A 16,797-nucleotide genomic window follows, 5' to 3' on the forward strand; every position below is an offset into this window, starting at 1 on the left:
GGCCCGTTGGTCAAGCGGCTAAGACGGCGGCCTCTCACGCCGCAAACGTGGGTTCGATTCCCGCACGGGTCACCATCATTTTTCTCTTGACAAAGAGATGAAAATAGAATATAATATCTTATCGTTGAGGAGAACGGTAAGGAGAAGAAAGTTTCTTCAAAGTTTCTTTTGCTTACTTTTCTTTTCAAAGAAAAGTAGTTGGTGTTGATTGCGGTGAGGGTCCACCTGTTCCCATCCCGAACACAGAAGTTAAGCTCACCTGCGCCGACAATACTTGCCTGGAGACGGGCCGGGAAGATAGGTAACGCCAACATGAACAGAAGGGTCTGGCCTGACCAGGCCGGACCCTTTTATATTCCTCCTTAGCTCAGTCGGTAGAGCATGCGGCTGTTAACCGCAGGGTCGTTGGTTCGAGTCCAACAGGGGGAGCCAGAAATGTGGCTTGCCGCCACAGAGACTGTGACGGCAAGCCAGTTTTTTAAGATGCTGTGGAACGGTTTGGGCCTTTAGCTCAGTTGGTTAGAGCAGCCGGCTCATAACCGGTCGGTCCACGGTTCGAGCCCGTGAAGGCCCACCATAAAGGGGTATAGCTCAGCTGGTAGAGCATCGGTCTCCAAAACCGAGTGCCGAGGGTTCGAATCCTTCTGCCCCTGCCAGACAAAATACAGCCATCGCTGTTTTTTGAATAATAGAGATGGCGCGGTAGTTCAGTTGGTTAGAACGCCGGCCTGTCACGCCGGAGGTCGAGGGTTCAAGTCCCTTCCGCGTCGCCATCCGCTGCTGTAGCTCAGTAGGTAGAGCGCATCCTTGGTAAGGATGAGGTCTCCGGTTCAAATCCGGATAGCAGCTCCAAAAATCCTCGAAAACTTCGGTTTTCGGGGATTTTTTGTTTATGTGGTATGCTTTTAATTAAGCTTAAGCTCCATGGAATATAGTAAATCTATTCCGTAAAGGGGGTATATTACTGTGCGCATTTTACTGGCGGAAGATGAGCATTCTCTGTCACGAGCCGTAGTGGCACTGTTGGAGCGAAACCACTATTCGGCTGATGCGGTCTATGATGGGGAAGAGGCCCTGACCTATCTGGAGGCCGGCAATTATGACGCGCTTATTTTAGATATCATGATGCCCAAGCTGGACGGTCTGAGTGTGCTGCGGCAGCTGCGGGAAAAGGGAAATCGTATTCCGGTATTGATGTTCACCGCCAAAGGTGAGGTGGACGATAAGGTGCTGGGGCTGGATAGTGGCGCCAATGACTATTTGACCAAACCGTTTTCGACCCAAGAACTTATGGCGCGTATTCGTGCCATGACCCGCAACCAAACGGCTCAGGTCAGCAGCCGTCTGGCATTTGGAAATGTTACACTGGATCAGACGACGTTTGAACTGGCCTCACCCTCCGGTAGCTTTCGTCTGGCCAACAAGGAATACCAGATGATGGAATTGCTAATGTGCAATCCTAAGCAGTTGATCTCTTCAGAGCGTTTTTTGGAACGAATTTGGGGCTATGACAGCGATGTGGAGCTCAACGTGGTTTGGGTGTATATCTCCTATCTACGCAAAAAGTTGACCGCATTGCGGGCGGACATTCAAATCAAGGCGACCCGAAATGCAGGCTATGCGTTGGAGATGAAGGCATGATCAAAAAGCTCCGGGTCAAATTTATTGCGGCCTGTATGTTTTCATTGGCAGTGGTGCTATTGATTATTCTGGGCGGCGTCAACCTAATGAGCTATCAGAAAGTGGTAAAAGATGCCGATAGCATTCTTCAGGTGCTTAGCGTCAACGACGGAACTTTTCCCAAAAGCAATGGGGGCCGGGTTGCAGTCCCCCACGGTGTTTTTTGGGGAGGGCATATGGATACGGAAGGGCGTGGTATGTCGCCTGAAACGCCGTATGAATCCCGTTATTTTTCTGTGCTGCTGGACGACAACGGACAGGTGATCGCCACTGATACCGGGCAGATTGCAGCCATTGACGATACAGCGGCGAGTGGTTACGCCTGTGAGGTGTGGCAGTCTGGCCGGACCAGCGGTTTTTTCAGCACATATCGCTATTTGCGCCAGGAGGAGAGCCAAGGCACCCGTATTATTTTTCTGGACTGTGGCCGCAGTCTGTCCGCCTTTCGTACCACGTTGCTGGCCAGTGTGGCTTTGTCGTTGCTGGGACTGACGGCGGTGCCGGTGCTGCTGGCACTGCTCTCTAAGCGGATCATCCGTCCGGTGGTGGAAAGCTATGAAAAACAACGGCGCTTTATCACTGACGCCGGTCATGAACTCAAGACGCCGCTTACCATTATCGGTGCGGATACCGATCTGGCGGAGATGGAATGTGGAGAAAACGAGTGGCTGGAAGATATCCGGCGACAGGCCCAGCGGCTGACCGGGTTGACCAACGATTTGATCTATCTCTCCCGCATGGAAGAGGAACAGCCCAAACTTCAGTTCATTGAATTTCCGCTCTCCGATGTTACGGAAGAGATGGCTCAGTCATTCCAGGGGCTGGCTAAGAGCCAGGACAAGCGTCTACAGGTCCATATTCAGCCCATGCTTTCTTATACCGGGGATGAGAAAGCTGTCCGGCAGCTGCTTTCCATCCTGCTGGATAATGCCTTGAAGTATTCTCCGCCGGGAGGGGAGTTGGCAGTTACCCTGGAACGGCAAAACCGGAGCATAATGCTGCGGGTAGCCAATACCACACTCCAGCCCATATCCAGGGATAGCCTGGAGCATCTGTTTGACCGGTTTTACCGGGCCGACTCTTCCCGCAGCACCCAGGGCGGCGGATACGGTCTTGGACTTGCCATTGCACGGAGCATCGTTGGTACGCACAAAGGAAAAATCAGGGCAGAGAGTCCTGATGGCAAAACCCTCGTTATACAGGTCAACCTGACGGCATAAAATTGCCGTCAGGTTTTTTATTTTTAAGCCTCAGTTAGAGTTGAAGCGTTATCCTTTGATCAGCATCAGACAATACCGTTTGCAAATGCTGAAAGGAGCGTTTCAATATGAATTATCGTCAACAGGATCCGATGGTACAGCCAGGATCTTCACAACACGGGAGAAAGAGACCGTTCCGCCGGCTGGTGGATCGGCTGCTTACGCTTACACTAAGTGCGGCGCTGTTTGGCGCTGTGGCGGGAGGATCGCTTTACGGTGTGAACCGTGTTCTCAGCGGAGACAATGCAGATTCCAATATCAGCACCGTTTCCACAAGTTCCGTCACTGCGCTGAGCAGCACTTCGGGTACTACGATACGCAACGGCATGGATGTATCCGACATTGCCGAAGCTGCTCTGCCCTGTGTGGTGTCCATCACCAATATCTCTGTACAGGAAGTGCAGAATTACTTTAATCGCTTTGGGCGCAACGGAGCGGGGCAGACACAGCTGGAGGAGACCACCAGCTGTGGTTCCGGTGTAATCATTTGCTCGGATGAGGCGAAAGATGCTCTCTATATGGTGACCAATCAACATGTAGTGGAAGGAGCGACCACTTTGTCGGTAAGCTTTGTGGACGGCTCCGTCTATGAGGCGCAGCTGTGCGGCAGCGACGCGGATATGGACTTGGCCGTAATTAAGGTGGCTCTGTCCGATCTGTCCCAGCAGACCTTGGATCAGATCTCGGTCATTGCCATCGGGGATTCGGATGCACTGTCGGTGGGTGAGCAAGTGGTTGCCATCGGCAACGCTTTGGGGTATGGACAGTCGGTCACCACCGGTATCGTCAGTGCCCTGAATCGCAGCTTGACCAGTGAAGACGGCACCACCTCCACTTATATCCAGACCGATGCGGCTATCAATCCGGGCAACAGCGGCGGAGCACTGATCAATCTGGATGGGGAGCTGGTTGGCATCAATACGGCTAAGCTCTCCTCCACTGAGGTGGAAGGTATGGGCTATGCCATTCCCATTTCCGACGTCATCGATCTAATTGCTGAGCTGATGACCCAGACGACCGAGCTGCCCCAGACCAATCAGGTCAGCTTTGGCTGGTATGTCCGAAGCTAATTCAAAAGACAAAGCGCCCCGGAAGCCGTTTGGCTTCCGGGGCGCTTTTTAGGATAGGTTGCGAAAATGAGTTGTGGATCAGTTGAGCTGGTCCATGCGCATGAGCATGGTGGCCACCTCGGCGCGGCTTGCGGTGCCCTGAGGATCCAGCAGACCGCCGGTCTTGCCGGTGAGGATGCCCTGTGCCACAGCCCAGTTCATGCCGTCCTGAGCCCAGTCGGACACGGAGGCGGCATCGGAGAAGGTGCTCAGGGATGCCTGGGCCTCGGGGGAACCGGAGTAGCGGTAAAGCATAACGGCCAGCTGCTCACGGGTAATCGTGGCCTCAGGATTGGTGCCGTCGGAAATGCCTTCGGATACCGCCCAGGCCAGAGCCTTGTCGTACCAGGTGGTTCCGCCGGTGGTGTCTACCCCGTCCATACGGGCCAGGACGGTGAAGAACATGGAACGGGTCATGGGCGTCTCAGGGGAGAAGGTGGTAGCAGAGGTGCCGTTGAAGAGGCCCTTATCTACCACATACTCCACGGCACTGTACGCCCAGTGGGTAGCGGGTACGTCGGAGAAGGCGGGGGCCTCGGGCTCGGTGGTCTCGCCGGGGTCAGTGGTCTCACCAGGCTCGGTGGTGCTGCCGCCGGTGGAGCCGCTCTGACCGTCATCGCCGCCGTCGTTGTAGGTGCCTACCTGCACCAGGCAGTCAGCGGTAAAGTTGCCGTCGGCAGTGGTAACGGTGATGGTGGTCATGCCCTCACCCACGATGCGAACCAGGCCGTTGTCGTCTACAGTAGCCACGTTCTCATCGGAGCTGCTCCAGCTCACAAGCTGATTGTTGGCATCAGCGGGCTCCACGGAGGCGGTGAGCTGGACGGTGGAGGGACCGTAGTTGGTGTACAGATACACGTTCTGCTCATTCAGCTTCACACCAGTGACAGGGTTGGGTACCACCACAGACTGGTTGGAATCGGTGAGAGAGAAGTCATCATACACCACGGGGATGGAGGGAGAGTTGCTGCCGTTGGCGGCCAGCAGGCCAACCTTGGAATCGCTCATGCTCAGAGTGCACTCGCCCAGATTCTTGTAGGCCGCATCGGGATCGGTGGCCCAATAGCCACGGTAGGTATCGCCTTCCTTGACGATACGCAGCCACAGCGCACCGTCGGAATCGGCCAGGTGCTCCTCAATCTCCAGCGCGTCATAGAAGCAGTCGGAGTAGTTGCCCTGGGACTCTACGCCCATGGAGACCCGCAGGTAGCTCTGCGCGGACCAGAAGCTGCCGGTGGTGATGTATTCCAGGTTGACCTTAATGTAATTGTCGTCGTCCTGGTAGATCACCAGACCGCCCTGCTGATTGGCCTGAGTGGGAATGGTGGGGAAGGTGAGCTTAACCTGGGCAGTCCAGTCGCCGTCAGAACCGATGTCGCGGACCAGCAGGTTCTTGGCGGAGTTGTCCTGGCCCTTCAGGTCGCCGGCCTGGGTCTGGATGGTGAGCGCGCCGTCAGACAGGCTCCACTGGGCATTGTCCTCCCGGACCCAGCTCCACGCCTCGTCCAGGGTGTCGCCGTCAAAGGTGTCGGTCACAGCGGCGGAGCGCAGGAAGTGCACGGTGTAGGTCTCGGACTCCTGGCCGTTCTTCACGGTGACCACGGTGTCGCCGGGGATGCTCTCAGCCTGGGCGATCTCCACGGTGGCGGAGGGATCGTCCGCAGTGGCCTTCACCAGGGGAACGGTGGTGATGGAGTCGTCCAGCTGGACCGTGTAGCTGGTCTGCTCGGGATCAAAGGCGGCCAGGGTCTTCCCGTCCACGCTCAGGTCGGACAGCTGGGTATCGGTAACAAAGTGGAAGTTGTAATACTTCACCAGAGGACCGAAGAAGCCCTCGCAGCTGACCTTCACAACGGCCTGCTGCTCGTCCTGAGAAACGATCTCATAAGTGCAGTTGGTGCCCTCGTCGCTGAGGAAGGTGACATCAGTGATGGTACGCTCCACACCGGCGGGAACGGCCAGGGTGTAGTAGGTATCCACAGGGGTAAACATATTGCTGAAGGGGGCGGTGCTGTAGTCGGCGATCTGGCCGCCGGCGGCGATGTAACGGTCATAGCGGGGATCGTCCTTGGGCAGGTTGCCCGGGGCGGTCTTGTTGAAGGAGTCCACCGCCAGGTTGAAGCCCTGATAGGTCTTGGTATCGCTGCCAGTACCCAGGGTGACGGCGATGGAGAGCGGGCCGTCGTCCACGGGGGTCTCCAGGCCGTTGGCCTTCTGCCAGTAGCCGGCGTACATGTCGCGCCACTCGCTGGCGTCGATCTCCTGACGCCACAGCTTCTCGGTTACCTCATCAAAGCGGCGCTGGTCGATCTTGCCCTCCAGAGAGGCCCAGGCGTCCCGCATCCAGGTGACGTACTGCACGCCCATCTGCGTACGGTAGACCAGTTCCTCCCACAGAGTGCGGCCGCTGTCCATCTCATAGTCCCAGGGTACGTGGTGGAACCAGAGCAGCAGGTTCTCCGGAGTGGTGTCCATGTCGTCATAAAGGGCGGCCAGCTCGGTGGAATACTGCTGGGTAAATCCGCTGCCGGTCAGAGCGCCGAAGGAAGTCTGCTCGGCCTGCGTGGAGCGGTTATAGCCGATACCCACGCCGTCTACGCGGCTGTAATAGGCGGGGCTCCAGTCGTCACGGATCTGCCCGCCGTTGTAGATGATCTGAGCGGGATTGGGGAAGTAGTGGGTGCCGGTGCCGGTCATCTGATGGGCCACGCCCAGAGGCGTCTGATAGCTCACCAGAGCCTCCCAGGAGCCCATCATCATGGCCTTAATGGTGTCCACTACCTGCTGGTCGTTGCCCCAGGTCATGCGCACCCAGTCGTCCGCAATATCCTCGGAGCTCAGGGTCCAGTCCCAGGCCAGACGGCCAAAGGCGAAGAAGTTGGCCTGAGAGAAGTGGTGACCGGTCATATTGGGGGCGTTGCCGATGTTGTCCACGCCCACGATGGCGGTATCCTTCTGGCCCTGGGCGGTGCCGTCCACGATCTCACCCACCAGAACGTCCTGACCGTCCACACGGGTGTTGGTCTTGAAGACTTCCTCCCACATGGGGGCCAGGTAGCACAGGGACACATGGTGGCCGGTGTACTCCTGTGTAATCTGGAGCTCAATGGCCTGGTTGGTCACGTCCATGGCGCCGAACAGGGGGTTGAAAGGCTCACGGCCCTGGAAGTCCAGGGGGCCGTTCTTGGTCTGGATAAACACGTTGTCGCCGAAGCCACGGTCCTCATCGTCATTGATGGGCTTGAACTCCAGGTAGGCCCGCTTGAGCCGGTCCACGTCCACGCTGGCGTTGTAAACAAAGGTACGCCAGAACAGAGTCATGTCGTTGGGCTGGCCGTCGTCCACGTGCTCCAGAGCCAGACCCATGCCGTGAGCGCCGTCACCGTGGTCATAGCCGTAGTCCTGGGGACCGGGCTGACCTTCGGAGTTGGCCTTCACGGTGTAGCCCAGGAAGTCGGGGATCCGGGAGCGGATCTGCTCGGTCTTCTGAGTCCACCAGTTCTGGAACACGTCAGCGTAGGGATTGGCGGCATCCTCATTGGAAGGATCCACACGCTCGGGACCGCCGGCGGCCACATCTTCAGCGGTGTTGCAGGCCGCGTCCGTGGGGGAGACATAGCGCACCGACAGGCCGATGCGGATGCCGTAGGGGCGCAGCACGTCGGCCAGGGCGGCCTCATTCTGAATGTAGGCCTCGCTGAGGTACTTGTAGTCAGCGTTGACGTTGTTGATGATGATCTCGTTGATGCCGACGGAGGCGCACATGCGGGCGAAGACAATGTAGCGGTCCAGGATCAGGGGCAGCTGCAGATCTCCGGTAGAGTCCTTGAAGTTGAAGATGGAGCCGTCCTCGCCGTTGGAACCGTCGCCGCCCTCACCGGTCAGACCGGTGCCGGCGTAAAGCCGCTCGGTATCCCAGTTATTCAGACGGCGATGCTCTACCTTGGGCTGATCGGCCACATCCAGGTCGGTCACGCTCTTCTGGGTCTGCATCAGGCGCAGGAAGGCATAGGTGCCGTACAGAGCGCCGATGTCGGTGTTGCCCGCGATCACAGTGGCGGCATGGCCGTCAATGGTCACCGAGCGGATGAGATATCCCTCATCTCCCACGCTTTCCAGCGCATCGCCCAGATTCAGAGCAGCAATGATGGGAGAGCTTTCGGGAGTGCCTACCACCACGGCGCCGTCAGCGGTGACTGCGTCAGCGTAGGGAACCTCCACACCCAGCAGGCTGGAAAAGGCGCGATGCAGTTCCAGCCGGGCAGCTTCCAGTGTGGAAGCAGGCAGGGCCTCCTCCGCGTCCTCAGGCTGGACGGGCTCCCAGGTCTCGCCGTCCCGCTGGTGGCGGTAGGTGGGGGTCTGATCGTAATTTTCTACGACGATGCTGGTCGCCGCAGCCTTATACTGACCCAGCAGCTCGGCGTCCTCTACCAGCGTGTAGTTCAACCACAGCTGGGAGCCGTCGTAATCGTCTACATCCGCCGCAGCAGCCGTGGGGACACAGACGAGCAGGGTCGAAAGCATGGCCAACAGTAAGAACAGGGAAAGTGCACGCTTGGGGAACGTTTTCTTCATTGTTGGATCTACCTCCTCTTTGTGTTCTTGCTTTTCTTTTCTTCTGTTGAATGCTAGCATACTACAAGAGCTGCATTCATATAGCTACTGCATGCACAATATAATACTTTCTATTTGCAAAAACAAGTCCTAACAGAAAAATGTGAGTGCACAAAATGAGAGCTCTCCGCCAACGGGGGAGAGCTCTCATTCAGACAGGTGTGATATCCTGGACGGTAAGCGTCTCACCGCTTACCGAAAAGTGCACTTCCAGCCCAGCAAAAGCCATGCCGTATACCCGGTCAGAATCATGCTGGTAGGAGGGGCGTGGATCTCGGGAGAGCACCCCGATCAGAGCCTCCCGTTTGTCCTCCGGCACTTGTTCCAGCAGCGCCGGAGGAACTACCACCTCCAGAATCCTGCCTCCCACATTGCCGGTAAAGCCCCCCAGGGCCTCCGGGTGGGCGTCGGCATAAGGAAGATAGGGCTTGATGTCCAGGATGGGTGTGCCGTCCATCAGGTCGGCCCCCGCTACCTCCAGCACGCAACCCAGGTGCGGGTCTTTCCGGATGCCCGTCAGGCGCACGCAGGACAGGCCAATGGGGTTGGGCCGGAAGGGCGAGCGGGTGGCAAACACCCCCATGCGGGTGTTGCCACCCAGACGGGGAGGACGTACTGTAGGGGACCAGCCCTCTCGCACCGCCTGGGAGAACTGCCAGATGAGCCACAGGTGGGAGAACTCCTCCAGACCCCGCAGCGCATCGGGATTGCGGTATTCCGGTTCAAACACCACAGTGGCGCGCAGCTGCTCTACCAGCCCGCTCTGGCGGGGAATGCCGAATTTGGTGGGGAAATCGCTGTGGATGCGGGCAATGATATGCATGGGAATCATCTGCGTTCCTCCTGTGCCTTTTTCATGGCGGCCTGTACCGGCCGGGATGGGACGGGGCGGTTGTTGCGGGCCAGAATGGCGGAGATCTGTCCGGAGACCTGCTCCAGCTCTGCCCGGAAGGTGGATGCTGACAGCCGCAGAGCTCCGTGGCCCAGGATAATGAGCTGCTCTGCTCCGTCAGAGGTGGCCACCCGTACCCGGTGGTGCCGGCCGATCTCATAGGTGGTCCGCTCGATGTAGGCGTCGGCGGTTTCGGCCTCTTTGGTATACACAACGTAAATATTGTGGTACTTTGTTACATCTTGTATTGCCCGGGGCACCTTGTAGGCGTCAAAAACCAGGATGACCACGCATTTTTTAAAGCCCTGGTAGTTGCTCAGCAGGTCCATGAGCATTTGCCGGGCGGCGTCCAGATTGGTGCGGGCCGCCGCCTTGAGCTCCTCCCAGGCGAAGATGATGTTGTATCCGTCCACCAGCAGGTACTCCGGTCCACGGGCCTGGGTCTGGATGTTGTACTTGCTCTCGTCCAAACTGGTGCGGGCGGGCTTGGGCTGGGGGCGGAAGGCAGTGCGCTCCACCTTGCCGTAGGTCCGCTCAAAGATGGCCATCAGCTCCTTGTCCTGCTCCAGGGACAGCCCGGCGGAGGCCGGGCGGGGAGCGGAAGGAAGGGAAGCCGCGGGTTCTTCCTCTTCTGGCGCGTCCAGAGACAGGCCGCTGGAGACATGGGCCATCTCCTTTACCTGGTCCCAGGGGACGTTGTATCCCGCGCCGTGGGCGCAGAAGACCGAGCCGGTGGGGTTGTCCGCGTCCCGCTCCGGATCGTAGCCCATGGTTTCTACCACGGCCTGCTGGTCGTGGCAGGGGAAGTAGCCCTTGAGGGAACAGCTCAGCCTTCCCAGGCCCTTGGTATAGGCGGCCACCTCCTGACCATAGTCCCGCAGGCCGGCCACCGGGGCCGCGCCGGTGAGTACGCTCAGCTCCCCGGCACTTTCGGGCGGCTCACACTCGCCCCCCATCCGCTGCAGGTCGGTCATGGCCCGGCCCACCTGGGGATTTGGTACCTCCAGCCGGAAGGCGTACCAGGGCTCCAGCAGGACGCTCTGGGTCTGCATCAGGCCCTGGCGCACTGCCCGGTAGGTGGCCTGGCGGAAGTCGCCCCCCTCGGTGTGCTTCAGGTGGGCCCGTCCGGCCAGCAGGGTAATCTTCACGTCGGTGAGAGGGGAACCGGTGAGCACCCCCGGGTGGGCCCGTTCGGCCAGATGGGTAAGGATGAGCCGCTGCCAGTTGCGGTCCAGTACGTCCTCGGGACAGGCGGTGGCCAGGGTGACACCGCTGCCGCGCTCTCCCGCCTCCAGAAGCAGGTGGACTTCGGCATAGTGGCGCAGGGGCTCATAGTGGCCGACTCCAATGACCGGCGCAGCGATGGTCTCCCGGTAGACGATGCCACCCTGTCCAAAGGTGACGGCCATGCCGAAGCGCTCGGCAATCAGACGCTGTAGGATCTCCAGCTGGACTTGCCCCATGAGCTGCACGTGGATCTCCTGGAGCGGCTCGTTCCACACCAGGTGGAGCTGGGGGTCCTCCTCCTCCAGCTGCTTCAATTTCTGCAGGGCGGTATGGGGATCCTGCCCCTCGGGCAGGATGAGCCGGTAAGTGAGCACCGGTTCCAGGGCGGGAGGAGTGCCCTCCGACTCAAAGCCCAACCCTTCCCCGGCGGAGGCGGCGCTCAGGCCGGTCACTGCCACTATGCTCCCGGCCGGGGCCTCCTCCGCCGGCTGGAATTTTTGGCCGGAATACAGCCGCAGCTGGTCGGCCTTGCCGCTCCAGCCCGGCCCCTCCAGTGGGGTTTTTACCTTCAGACTGCCGCCGGTGATCTTCATCCAGGCCAGCCGGGTCCCCTGGCCGTCCCGGGAGATCTTGAAGATCCGGGCCCCAAAGTCCGTCCCGTACACCGGTCGGGGAGCGTAGTGCTCCAGCCCCCGAAGAAATTCCGCCACGCCCTCCAGCTTCAGGGCCGAGCCAAAGTAGCAGGGGAAGAGCTTCCGCCGGGCGATGAGGGCGGTGAGGGCTGTGTCGGGTACTGCACCCCGCTCCAGGTAGTCCTCCAGCAGGCCTTCGTCGCACAGAGCGGCCTGTTCATACAGCGCGGGGCGGTCGGCAAAGTCGGCGCACCCCTCGTCCAGCCGTGCCTTCAGCTGTTCCAGCAGGGCGGAGCGGTCCGCCCCGGCCAGGTCCATTTTGTTGACAAACAGGAAGGTGGGCACGCTGTAGCGCTCCAACAGCTTCCACAGGGTGTGGGTGTGGCCCTGCACTCCGTCACTGCCGCTGATCACCAGAATGGCGCAGTCCAGCACCGAGAGGGTGCGCTCCATCTCGGCGGAGAAGTCCACATGTCCCGGTGTGTCCAGCAGGGTCACCTCCGCCGTCTCCAGCGGCAGGCGGGCCTGCTTGGAAAAAATGGTGATGCCTCGCTCCCGCTCCATGGGATCGGTGTCCAGAAAGGCGTCCTGGTGATCCACCCGCCCCAATTTTTTCAGGCATCCGCATGTATAGAGCATCCCTTCCGACAGGGTAGTCTTCCCCGCGTCCACGTGGGCCAGGATGCCAATGACCAGTTTGTCCATAACTGCCGTCCTTTTGTGGTATGATATAAACTAGTATACCATGCCGGAGGCGGCAGGGGCAAATAAATTAGCCGCCTGGCCCCGTTGTGCTTTCTGGGTTTTTCCGGTACAATAGGAGACACGATTTGAAATGATAATAGCAATAAGGAGTGCGCCATGAAAGAGACGTTCGCCCTCAAGGGCAATCTGCTGTATACCCCCGCCTGCGGTCAGCTGGAACAGCATCCTCAGAGCTATCTGGTCTGCGAGAACGGACAGGTGGCCGGGATTTTTGCCCAGCTGCCGGAGCGTTACCAGGGTATCCCTGTGGACGACTACGGAGACAAGCTGATCCTGCCCGGTCTGGTGGACCTGCACGTCCACGCCAGCCAGTATGCCTACCGGGGACTGGGCATGGATATGGAGCTGCTGGAGTGGCTGGAGTGCAACGCCTTCCCGGAGGAGAGCAAGTTTGCCGATCTGGCCTATGCCCGGCAGGCTTATGGTATCTTTACCGATGAGCTGACCCGGAGTGCCACCACCCGCGCCTGCATCTTTGCCACTCTCCACCGCCCGGCTACCCTGGTGCTGATGGAGCTGCTGGACCGGGCGGGACTGCCTTGCTTTGTGGGCAAGGTGAATATGGACCGCAACAGCCCGGACATTCTGCGGGAGACCACCGAGCAGTCCCTGGAGGAGACCCGCCTGTGGTTGGAGCAGAGCGGGGACTTTACCCATGTGCGCCCCATGCTCACCCCCCGCTTTATCCCCAGCTGTACCGATGAGCTGATGGACGGGCTGGGCCGCCTGCAGCGGGAGTTTGGCGTCGCCATGCAGTCCCACCTCTCGGAGAACCTGTCCGAGATCCAGTGGGTGAGCCAGCTGTGCCCCGACACGGCATTTTACGGACAGGCCTATGAGCGGGCGGGACTGTTCGGCGGGGCGTGTCCCACCGTGATGGCCCACTGCGTCTGGAGCGGGGAGGCCGAGCGGGCCCTGATGAAAGAAAACGGCGTATTTATTGCCCACTGCCCGCAGTCCAACATGAACGTCTCCTCCGGCATTGCCCCCATCAAACGCTATCTGCTGGAGGGACAGAAGGTGGGCCTGGGCAGCGATGTGGCCGGCGGCGCCCATCTCTCCCTCTTCCGGGCCATGACCGACGCCATCCAGTGCTCCAAGCTGCGCTGGCGCCTGGTGGACCAGCAGACGGGGGCACTCACCCTGCCGGAGGCTCTCTATATGGCCACCAAGGGGGGCGGCGCCTTCTTCGGCAAGGTAGGCAGCTTTGAGCCCGGATACGCGCTGGACGCGGTGGTCCTGGACGACAGCGCCCTGCCCACCACCCGGCCCTGTACCTTGGCAGAGCGGCTGGAGCGGGTGGTCTACCTCTCTGACGGACTGCCCTGCGCCAAATACGCGGCGGGCCGCCGGCTGTTCTGATCGGCACGGCCACCGGCAAAGGCCCGGCACTTCCACATTGTGCGGAAGTGCCGGGCCTTTTTTGCTGCGCTGTGCCTTGCATATATCAGAATAAGAAAAAGCGCTCCAATACCCCCAGAGAGAAAAACCTTTCTCTAGGGGTATTTTCGGAATAATATGGGAAAAAAGGAATAAATATTATGAAAAAGCGAACAAAAGAACGGGCCGTCTCTTGCAATATTTTAGCACAATGGTATAATAACCACAATCACAGCTGATTCTGCGGCGCCGTGAAAGTCAATACAGGAGGAATGTCAAATGGCCAATACGTACAAATATGTCTATTTGTTCTCAGAGGGCAATGGTTCTATGAAAGAACTGTTGGGCGGCAAGGGCGCCAACCTGGCGGAAATGACCAATCTGGGAATGCCGGTGCCGCAGGGATTTACGGTTACCACAGAGGCATGCACCCAGTACTATAAAGATGGCCGGCAGATTAACGAAGAGATCCAGGCACAGATTTATGAATATCTGGGCAAGATGGAGGAAATCTGCGGCAAGAAGTTTGCCGATCCTGAAAATCCGCTCCTGGTTTCCGTCCGTTCCGGCGCGCGGGCCTCTATGCCGGGCATGATGGACACCATTTTGAACCTGGGCCTGAACGATGTGGTGGTGGAGGGCCTGGCCAAATTTACCGACAATCCGCGGTTTGCCTATGATTCTTACCGCCGGTTTATCCAGATGTTCTCCGACGTAGTCATGGAACTGAGCAAGAAGCGCTTTGAGGAGATCATTGATGAAGTTAAGGAGCAAAAGGGTGTCAAGCAGGACGTAGAGCTGGATACCGATGATATGAAGCGTCTGGTGGTTCTCTTTAAGGAGTTCTATAAGCAGGAAAAAGGAGAGGACTTCCCCCAGGATCCCAAGGTACAGCTGATGGAGGCGGTAAAGGCCGTGTTCCGCTCCTGGGACAATCCCCGTGCCAACGTGTACCGCCGTATGAACGAGATCCCCTACGACTGGGGCACCGCCGTCAACGTACAGGCTATGGTGTTTGGCAACTCCGGCAGCAACTCCGGCACAGGCGTGGCCTTTACCCGCAACCCCGCCACTGGCGAGAAGGCTCTGTTCGGCGAGTACCTGATCAACGCCCAGGGCGAGGACGTGGTGGCTGGCGTGCGCACGCCTTCTCCGATTTCCAAGCTGCATGAAGAGATGCCCCAGGTGTATGAGCAGTTTGCCGCCATTGCAAACCGCCTGGAGCAGCACTATAAGGACATGCAGGACATGGAGTTTACCATTGAAAACGGGAAACTCTACATGCTGCAGACCCGCAACGGTAAGCGTACTGCTGCTGCAGCCCTGAAAGTGGCCGTGGACCTGGTGGATGAGGGGATGATTGATGAGAAGGAGGCCGTCTGCCGTGTGGATCCCAAGCAGCTGGACGCGCTGCTCCATCCCACCTTTGATCCCCAGGCGCTGAAAAAAGCGCCCGTCATCGGCAAGGGCCTGGCGGCCTCTCCCGGAGCGGCCTGCGGCAGAGTGGTCTTTACCGCTGAGGATGCCAAGCAGTGGCATGAGCAGGGAGAGAAGGTCATTCTGGTCCGGTTGGAAACCTCACCTGAGGACATCGAGGGCATGCAGGTCTCCCAGGGCATCCTCACCGTCCGCGGCGGAATGACCTCCCATGCCGCCGTAGTGGCCCGTGGTATGGGCACCTGCTGCGTGTCCGGCTGCGGAGAGATCGTGGTAGACTATGAGGAGAAGAAATTTACGCTGGGCGGAAAAGTCTACCATGAGGGTGACTGGATCAGCCTGGACGGTTCCACCGGCAGCATTTACGGTGAAGCCATTGCCACCGTACCTGCTGATCCGGGCTCTGGATACTTTGGACGTCTGATGGGTTGGGCGGACCGCTTCCGTCAGATGAAGGTATATACCAATGCGGATAACCCCCATGATGCCGCTCAGGGCTATGCATTCGGTGCGCAGGGTATCGGCCTGTGCCGTACTGAGCACATGTTCTTTGAGGGGGAGCGCATCAAGGCCATCCGGGAGATGATTGTCTCCGACAACGTGGCTGATCGGGAGAAAGCCCTGGCCAAAATCATGCCCTATCAGCAGGGTGACTTTGAGGGCATCTATGAGGCCATGCAGGGCAATCCTGTAGTGATCCGTTTCCTGGATCCCCCGCTGCACGAGTTCCTGCCCACCAAGGAGGAGGATATTGCGGAGATTGCCGGAGAAATGGGCATCTCTGTGGAAAAACTCCATACTGTGATCGATTCCCTCCACGAGTTTAACCCCATGATGGGTCACCGTGGCTGCCGTCTGGCAGTGGCCTACCCCGAAATTGCTGCCATGCAGACTACTGCTGTTATCAATGCAGCCATCCACGTACAGAAGAAGCATCCCGACTGGACTATGGTGCCTGAGATCATGATTCCGCTGGTAGGTGAGGTCAAGGAGCTCAAGTACGTGAAAGACGTGGTGGTGTCCACCGCCGATGCGCTGATCCAAGCGGCTGGCATCGATATGAAGTATGAGGTGGGCACTATGATTGAGATTCCCCGTGCCGCCCTCACCGCCGACGAGATTGCCCAGGAAGCTGAGTTCTTCTCCTTCGGCACCAATGACCTGACACAGATGACCTTTGGCTTCTCCCGCGACGATGCCGGCAAGTTCCTGGGCTATTACTACGACAATAAGATCTACGAGTCCGATCCCTTTGCGCACCTGGACCAGAAGGGTGTGGGCAAGCTGATGAAAATGGCTGCCGAATTGGGGAAAAAGACCCGCCCCGAGATCCATCTTGGCATCTGCGGCGAGCATGGAGGTGACCCCACATCGGTGGAGTTCTGCCACAAGGTGGGGCTGGACTATGTTTCTTGCTCCCCCTTCCGTGTGCCAATTGCCCGGCTGGCCGCCGCCCAGGCCGCAATCAAAAATCCGAGGTAATCTCTTAACTTAAGATAAGGAATCCCCCCTGATGCAAACCTGCATCAGGGGGGATTTTTTGCCTTTGGAAAAGAGGAAAAGGCTTAATTTTCTGTGCTCTTGGTAAACCGCATGAGCATGGTGGCTACCTCGGCGCGGCTGGCGGTGCCCTGGGGATCCAGAGCCGAACCGTTCTTGCCGGTGAGGATGCCCTCGGCCACCGCCCACTCCATGGCGTCCTGTGCCCAGGCGGACACGAAGGAAGCGTCGGCAAAGCCGGTCAGGCTGCCCTCCGTAGCGGGGGAGCCGGCGTAGCGGTAGAGCATGACGGCCAGCTGCTC

General features: G+C 58.8%; 9 protein-coding genes, 6 tRNA genes and 1 rRNA gene. 12 read left to right on the forward strand and 4 right to left on the reverse strand.

Annotated elements, in window-relative coordinates; all coding sequences use genetic code 11:
* The 10 genes from WMO45_RS13335 to WMO45_RS13380 all read left to right on the forward strand — a co-directional run bounded on the left by WMO45_RS13335 (position 1) and on the right by WMO45_RS13380 (position 4,009).
* Positions 1–75: transfer RNA gene (locus WMO45_RS13335), tRNA-Glu, on the forward strand.
* Positions 76–197: 122 nt separating this feature from the next.
* A 5S ribosomal RNA gene (rrf, locus tag WMO45_RS13340) occupies positions 198–313 on the forward strand.
* Positions 314–356: 43 nt separating this feature from the next.
* Positions 357–432, forward strand: a tRNA-Asn gene (locus WMO45_RS13345).
* 68 nt (positions 433–500) lie between these two features.
* A tRNA-Ile gene (locus WMO45_RS13350) sits at positions 501–577 on the forward strand.
* A gap of 3 nt (positions 578–580) precedes the next feature.
* Positions 581–656: transfer RNA gene (locus tag WMO45_RS13355), tRNA-Trp, on the forward strand.
* A 40-nt stretch (positions 657–696) separates the two neighbouring features.
* Positions 697–773: transfer RNA gene (locus WMO45_RS13360), tRNA-Asp, on the forward strand.
* A gap of 3 nt (positions 774–776) precedes the next feature.
* Positions 777–852: transfer RNA gene (locus WMO45_RS13365), tRNA-Thr, on the forward strand.
* 114 nt (positions 853–966) lie between these two features.
* Positions 967–1,641: a response regulator transcription factor gene (locus WMO45_RS13370; RefSeq protein ID WP_349141378.1), complete on the forward strand. Its 675-nt coding sequence runs from the start codon at positions 967–969 to the stop codon at positions 1,639–1,641.
* The gene (locus WMO45_RS13375; protein WP_349141379.1) at positions 1,638–2,900 is read left to right on the forward strand and encodes a sensor histidine kinase; all 1,263 of its coding nucleotides are present in this window, start codon (positions 1,638–1,640) and stop codon (positions 2,898–2,900) included. Before WMO45_RS13370 ends, WMO45_RS13375 begins: the two co-directional genes overlap by 4 nt.
* A gap of 107 nt (positions 2,901–3,007) precedes the next feature.
* Positions 3,008–4,009, forward strand: a complete 1,002-nt coding sequence (locus WMO45_RS13380) for a S1C family serine protease (protein ID WP_349141380.1) — start codon at positions 3,008–3,010, stop codon at positions 4,007–4,009.
* A 78-nt stretch (positions 4,010–4,087) separates the two neighbouring features.
* Here WMO45_RS13380 and WMO45_RS13385 read toward each other — a convergent pair whose 3' ends face one another.
* From WMO45_RS13385 to WMO45_RS13395, 3 genes are all read right to left on the reverse strand, one after another.
* A complete protein-coding gene (locus WMO45_RS13385; protein WP_349141381.1) occupies positions 4,088–8,623 on the reverse strand; it encodes an S-layer homology domain-containing protein in 4,536 nt (1,511 codons plus the stop codon).
* Between the two features lie 190 nt (positions 8,624–8,813).
* Positions 8,814–9,494 carry a tRNA (N6-threonylcarbamoyladenosine(37)-N6)-methyltransferase TrmO gene (tsaA, locus tag WMO45_RS13390; protein WP_349141383.1) on the reverse strand — a complete coding sequence of 227 codons (681 nt, stop codon included), beginning with the start codon at positions 9,492–9,494 and terminating at the stop codon, positions 8,814–8,816.
* Positions 9,491–12,118, reverse strand: coding sequence for an NYN domain-containing protein (locus WMO45_RS13395; RefSeq protein WP_349141384.1), 2,628 nt, complete (start codon positions 12,116–12,118; stop codon positions 9,491–9,493). Before WMO45_RS13395 ends, tsaA begins: the two co-directional genes overlap by 4 nt.
* Before the next feature lie 156 nt (positions 12,119–12,274).
* Between WMO45_RS13395 and WMO45_RS13400 the strand changes: the two genes are divergently transcribed.
* Both WMO45_RS13400 and ppdK read left to right on the forward strand, forming a co-directional pair.
* Positions 12,275–13,540, forward strand: a complete 1,266-nt coding sequence (locus WMO45_RS13400; protein WP_349141386.1) for an amidohydrolase family protein — start codon at positions 12,275–12,277, stop codon at positions 13,538–13,540.
* A 297-nt stretch (positions 13,541–13,837) separates the two neighbouring features.
* Positions 13,838–16,477 (forward strand): pyruvate, phosphate dikinase, encoded by a 2,640-nt coding sequence (gene ppdK, locus WMO45_RS13405; RefSeq protein ID WP_349141387.1) that lies wholly within the window; start codon positions 13,838–13,840, stop codon positions 16,475–16,477.
* Between the two features lie 83 nt (positions 16,478–16,560).
* Here ppdK and WMO45_RS13410 read toward each other — a convergent pair.
* Positions 16,561–16,797 (reverse strand): S-layer homology domain-containing protein (locus tag WMO45_RS13410; RefSeq protein WP_349141389.1); only part of this gene is annotated, 237 nt, incomplete at its 5' end.

Origin of the sequence: Flavonifractor hominis, assembly GCF_040095835.1 — a bacterium.
GTDB classification, from domain to species: Bacteria; Bacillota; Clostridia; order Oscillospirales; family Oscillospiraceae; genus Flavonifractor; species Flavonifractor hominis.

Excerpts from the sequence above, each read along its gene's own strand:
- WMO45_RS13375 (WP_349141379.1), top strand. The coding sequence starts at position 1,638 with ATGATCAAAAAGCTCCGGGTCAAATTTATTGCGGCCTGTATGTTTTCA.
- WMO45_RS13380 (WP_349141380.1), top strand. The coding sequence starts at position 3,008 with ATGAATTATCGTCAACAGGATCCGATGGTACAGCCAGGATCTTCACAA.
- WMO45_RS13385 (WP_349141381.1), bottom strand. The coding sequence starts at position 8,623 with ATGAAGAAAACGTTCCCCAAGCGTGCACTTTCCCTGTTCTTACTGTTG.
- tsaA (WP_349141383.1), bottom strand. The coding sequence starts at position 9,494 with ATGATTCCCATGCATATCATTGCCCGCATCCACAGCGATTTCCCCACC.
- WMO45_RS13395 (WP_349141384.1), bottom strand. The coding sequence starts at position 12,118 with ATGGACAAACTGGTCATTGGCATCCTGGCCCACGTGGACGCGGGGAAG.
- WMO45_RS13400 (WP_349141386.1), top strand. The coding sequence starts at position 12,275 with ATGAAAGAGACGTTCGCCCTCAAGGGCAATCTGCTGTATACCCCCGCC.
- ppdK (WP_349141387.1), top strand. The coding sequence starts at position 13,838 with ATGGCCAATACGTACAAATATGTCTATTTGTTCTCAGAGGGCAATGGT.